This window comes from Breoghania sp. (assembly GCF_030066895.1).
Classification (GTDB): domain Bacteria; phylum Pseudomonadota; class Alphaproteobacteria; order Rhizobiales; family Stappiaceae; genus Breoghania.
In genome coordinates, this window is the sequence record NZ_JASJAV010000049.1 from 1 (window position 1) to 5,024 (window position 5,024).

The window sequence follows — 5,024 nt, forward strand, 5'->3', positions numbered from 1 at the left end:
CCCGAAAGCCAAGGGACAGCCTCGCCGCTTTCGAGCGCTTGATACTGGACCCCTTGTAAACCCGCAAAATGGAGAAACCCATGAGCGACACTCCCCGCGAGGGTGGTGAGGTTGCGCCTGAAAACGCAGCCGAAGAACTGGGCGCACTGTTGTTCGCCGAAATGGACGAGGAAGGTTCCTCTACCCCAGACGACGACAAAAAGCCCCAGGAAGCGAAGTCAGAAGCGGAAAGCAACGACGAAACGCCTGAGAGCGACGAAGCTGACCCCGAGGACGACGACGCGCCGGAAGAAGACGACATCGAAAGCGACGACGAACCCGACGACGTACCAACGGAGCCGCAGCTGGCCAGCGATGAAGCCATTGTTGACCTGGGCGACGGCACCAGGGTCACAGTCGGGGAATTGAAGCGCGGCAATCTTCGTGAAGGCGATTACACACGCAAGACACAGGAACTCGCGGCTCAACGCAAAGAGTTCGAGGACACCCAGTCTCGCGTCACTCAGCACGAGCAAGCGCTGGCAAATGAACGGCAGATGATGGCCACCTTCGTCAAGGCCAACATGCCGCAAGAGCCAGATCCGGAGATGCTGAACGATGATCCCGTCGGTTATATGCAGGAGAAAGCCCGCTATGACCAGCAGATGGGACAGCTTCGAGAGTTCGCCCAGAAGGAAGCCGATGCCGTCAAAAAGGCCCAGGAAGAACAGAAGGCCGAACAGCAGAAGTACATCGATCAGCAGCGCGAAATGCTTCACGCTGCCATGCCGGAAATGAAAGACCCTGCCAAGTTCCAGGAATTCTGGAACGGGGCTCAGGGCTATCTGACCGGCAAGGGTTTCACGGCGGAAGAAGTCCAACAGAATCTCGTGGACCATCGGTTTTACAAGATCCTCAAGGACGCCATTGCCTATCAGGGCATTCAGCAAGCCAAGCCGAAAGCGAAAGCCAAGGCGGAAGGCAAGCCGGCTGTCATGAACAGCGATCGGCGCAAGGGCCGCAAGGCAGGCGCGAGCAAATCTCTGGATGAAAGGATTGCGAAGGCTGAGAAATCCGGTGACCCGCGAATGGTCGCCGACATTCTCGGAAACCTTCTAATGCCAGAGGACTAAATCATGGCCAAGGAAACAGGAGCATTCTCCGTTTACGGCGCGGTTGGTAACCGCGAAGATCTGATCAATCGCATTTTCGACATCTCGCCGACCGATTGTCCGGTCACCATGGCGATCGGCACCAGCCGAGCCACGGCGATCAAACACGAGTGGCAGACGGACGTGCTGGCGACACACACCGCCGACAATGCTCATACGTCAGGTGAGGGGTACGCCTACACCGAACCGGCAGCGACCGTGCGTCCGGCGAACTACACACAGATCCTGCGCAAGACCATCAAGATCACCGGCACCCAGGAAGCCGTTGACAAGGCTGGCCGTGCGTCGGAACTGGGTTATCAGGCGTCCAAACGCTCGAAGGAAATGAAGCGCGACCTCGAAGCTTCGGTCACGTCCAACAACCCGTCTGTGGCCGGTAACGACACCACGGCGAGGAAACTGGGCGGTCTGCGGGCATGGCTCACGTCGAATACCTCCATCGGCGCGACCGGCTCGGACGGCGGCTTCAACACCGGCACGGGCATTGTTGCTGCCGCGACGAATGGCACGCAACGGGCGCTCACGAAAGCGCTGCTCGACGGCGTGATCAAATCGTGCTTCGTCAACGGCGCCGAACTGCGGATGCTCTCCGTGGGACCGCACAACAAACAGGTGTTCTCGGGCCTGCTCGCCGATACGAAGGTTGCGCAGCAGCGCACCAACGTGTCTGGTGACGGACAGATGACCATCTACGGCGGTGCCGACGTGTACGTGTCCGACTTCGGAAGCCTGAACGTCGTCGCCAACCGGTTCCAGCCGGAACGCAATGCCTACCTCGTGGATCCGGACTATGCATCGGTCGCCGCACTGCGCAATACGCGCATCGAACGGCCGGCAAAGACCGGTGACGCCCTGAACTGGGTGATCATCGAGGAAAAGACGTTGCGTGTGGATAACGAGAAGGCCCACGGGGTTGTGGCAGACCTCGAAACGTCTTAATCTGAGCGCTGGATGAGAAGCCAAGAGCCCGTTCCCGAGTGCAATCGGGGGCGGGTTTTTTCATGGAGAAACCAAATGAGTGATGAAGCCGCACCCGCGGAAGAACCGAAAGCCCGCACCCGCACCGTCAAGGTCTGCTTTCTGCGCAATTACGGCCCGCCCGACGATTGGGATCTGCCCGAAGGCGCAAAGGACACGCTCGGCCGGATCTTGCGCGGCACCACGTTGAAACTGCCTGAGACGGTGGTCAACGAACTGACCAAAAATCGCATTGTCACCCGCGATTGGGAAAACGCCCAGGAAGACATTGCGGAGCCGCAGAAGCTGGAAGACGATTGATGTTCAAGGATGTCAATGTCGGCATACCCACGGTTGACGGCCAGTGGGACGGCGATTGGCGGCTGGTCGAATACGATCATTTCACCGGCATTTCGGAATGGATCAAGTTCGCGACGGACGGGTTGAGCTTCACGGTTCGTAAGGTCCAGCACAACATTCAGGACATACTTGACGAGAACGCCGAGAGCTACAACGACAGCCTCGGCTCCAACTGGGGCGATGGCCGCAAGGTCGCAACAATCCCGCTGGTGCTCATGGAGCCCCTGGGCGTCGATGATGCAATCCGAAACAAGGACTGGCGGCATATGCAGAAGATCCTGAACGATAGCGACTTCGCTAAGCTGCGCACATTCAAGGGCCGGGTATGACCACCATCACAGATTATCCCAGTCTGCTCGCATCGATCCGCAAATGGTATCGCGATCGGTCCGACGTCGAAGCCTACGCAGTCGATTTCGTTGGGCTCGCCGAAGCCAGCCTTGAGCGCGAGTTGCGCACCCGCGAAATGCAGACCACATCGCCGTCTATCGCCCTTACCGAGGGCAAGGGACCGCTGCCAACTGATTATCTGCAATACATCAACGTGGTGATGATCGACGGACAGCGCCGCTATCCGCTGGATTACATCGATCCGAAAGGCGGCGACCAATCCACGCCACAGCCATCAGCGGGCGGCACGGCTCAGAAGTTTTCCATCATCGGCGCCGAGATCCTCACCTATCCATGGGCCGGCAGCGTCGAAATGGTCTATTTCCAGGCCATCCCCAGGCTTTCGACAGGCACGCCAACGAACTGGCTGCTTTCCAAAGCCCCGAACCTCTACCTTCACGCATCGCTTTATGAGGCCGCAAAGTTCTTTCGAAAGAATGACGACATCGTTGTGGAGCGCGGTTTCAAGGATCAGTGGATCGGCGAGCTTATGGCCGGCAACGAAATGGCCCTTTACGCCCACACGGGCATCGAATTTGGAGCGGGACAACTGCCATGACCACAATCACCAGCTTTGACACGCTGAAAATCGCCATTCGCCAGTGGTACAAGGACCGCTCGGACGTTGATGCCTATTCCGAGGACTTCATTGCCCTGGCTGAACAATGGATCGAAGAGCGGTTGCGCGTTCGTGAAATGGTTGCGACGACATCATTGACGCCAACGGCCGGTACTGCAACGCTACCAACCGACTATCTGAGTTTCTATTCTGTTTCGCTGCTGATCAGCGCCAACGAACGCAAGCCGTTGGATCTGACCGACATCCGAACCGGTGAGCTGCAGTACCGTGATGCGACGATCGCCCAGGAATCGGCCAAGTTCACCATCGTGGGCACTGAAATTCGGACATATCCGCACGCGACACAGAATTTGGAGCTGGTCTATTACCAGCGGCTTCCAAAACTCGGAACCAGCGCGCAAAACAATTGGCTCCTGACCAGACAGCCGAACCTCTATCTGCGGGCGGCGCTCAAGGAAGCGGCACAGTTCTTCCACAAGTACGACGAAAGCGCCAACTTCGAGGCATTGGCTGACATGATGGTCAGTTCCATTCAGGCCAACGACGAGGCTGCAAGCTTCCAGCGTGCCGGAATGCATCTTGTACCGCCGACGCCATCGCCCGAGCAAGGTGTTGCCCGTGCCGCGGCGCGTGAGGCCGTTCATCAGTGATTCCGTTCGCACCGTATGAGCCCGATCGGTCGAAATTCTCCGCCGGCGCGCTCACATCGATGGTCAATGCCCTGCCCGTGAAAGACGGATGGGGACCGCTGCCGTCGCTGGAGGCGTACAGCCAGGCATTGCCGTCACGCTGCCTCGGCGCCGTCTATGTGCGCACCGCGGCGGGTTTTTTCTCGGTCATTGCCGGGACCAAGACGGGCCTCTATCGCCTGAACGCAACCACGTTGGCATGGGATGACATTTCGGGCGCAGGCGGGCCGTTCAACGTCGCCGATGCCGATCGCTGGTCATTCGCACGCTTCGGGCAATTGCTGGTCGCGACCCAGATCAACAACGATCCCCAGGTGTACGACATCGATGCCGGCAGCAATTTCGCTCCGATGGGCGGCAATCCGCCACGGGCCAAGTATGCATGGGCGGCAGGCTCGTTTCTGGTTCTCGGCCATCTGCAGGGACTTCCTTCCCGATGTCAATGGTGCGGGCTGGAGGATCTCAGTTTCTGGGAAGTCGGAAAACGAGGATCGGATTATCAAGACTTGCCGGACGGCGAGGACATCACTGGAGGCATTCCCGAGCCGCAAGGGGCAGTGATCCTGCAGCGCAGGGCCATCCGCCAGATGCGCTTCATGGGCGGGGAATACACGTTCGGATTCACGGTGATCAATCCGGCTAGGGGATGCGTTGCCCCGCATTCGATCGTCCAGATTCGAGCGGGCGATTACGTCTATCTGACAGAGGACGGCTTTTTTCGCGGTTCCCAGGGGCAGGCGATCGGTGCCGAGCGGGTTGACAGAACATTCCTCAACCTTGCCGATCTTGACGATTTCGCCCTGGTTCGTGGCGTCAACGATCCCATTGAAAAAACGGTTTGGTGGCAGTTCACACGGGCGGGCCTCGCGACACAGAACCTCATCGGCTATGACTGGC

The 5,024-nt window shown here is 58.7% G+C and carries 6 protein-coding genes and 1 pseudogene; all 7 read left to right on the plus strand.

The window, feature by feature from the left end; all coding sequences use genetic code 11:
- Positions 1 to 80 precede the first annotated feature (80 nt).
- The gene (locus QNJ43_RS26395; protein WP_300474976.1) at positions 81 to 1,112 is read left to right on the plus strand and encodes a hypothetical protein; all 1,032 of its coding nucleotides are present in this window, start codon (positions 81 to 83) and stop codon (positions 1,110 to 1,112) included.
- A gap of 3 nt (positions 1,113 to 1,115) precedes the next feature.
- The gene (locus QNJ43_RS26400) at positions 1,116 to 2,090 is read left to right on the plus strand and encodes a DUF5309 domain-containing protein (protein ID WP_300474978.1); all 975 of its coding nucleotides are present in this window, start codon (positions 1,116 to 1,118) and stop codon (positions 2,088 to 2,090) included.
- Between the two features lie 75 nt (positions 2,091 to 2,165).
- A complete protein-coding gene (locus QNJ43_RS26405) occupies positions 2,166 to 2,429 on the plus strand; it encodes a hypothetical protein (protein WP_300474981.1) in 264 nt (87 codons plus the stop codon).
- Positions 2,429 to 2,797: a hypothetical protein gene (locus QNJ43_RS26410; RefSeq protein WP_300474983.1), complete on the plus strand. Its 369-nt coding sequence runs from the start codon at positions 2,429 to 2,431 to the stop codon at positions 2,795 to 2,797. Before QNJ43_RS26405 ends, QNJ43_RS26410 begins: the two co-directional genes overlap by 1 nt.
- On the plus strand, positions 2,794 to 3,417 hold the full coding sequence (locus tag QNJ43_RS26415; RefSeq protein ID WP_300474986.1) for a hypothetical protein: 624 nt from the start codon (positions 2,794 to 2,796) through the stop codon (positions 3,415 to 3,417). Before QNJ43_RS26410 ends, QNJ43_RS26415 begins: the two co-directional genes overlap by 4 nt.
- A complete protein-coding gene (locus QNJ43_RS26420; protein WP_300474988.1) occupies positions 3,414 to 4,088 on the plus strand; it encodes a hypothetical protein in 675 nt (224 codons plus the stop codon). The genes QNJ43_RS26415 and QNJ43_RS26420 overlap by 4 nt, the downstream gene beginning before the upstream one ends.
- 59 nt (positions 4,089 to 4,147) lie before the next feature.
- Positions 4,148 to 5,024 (plus strand): annotated as a pseudogene (locus QNJ43_RS26425) (hypothetical protein); the annotation flags it as partial.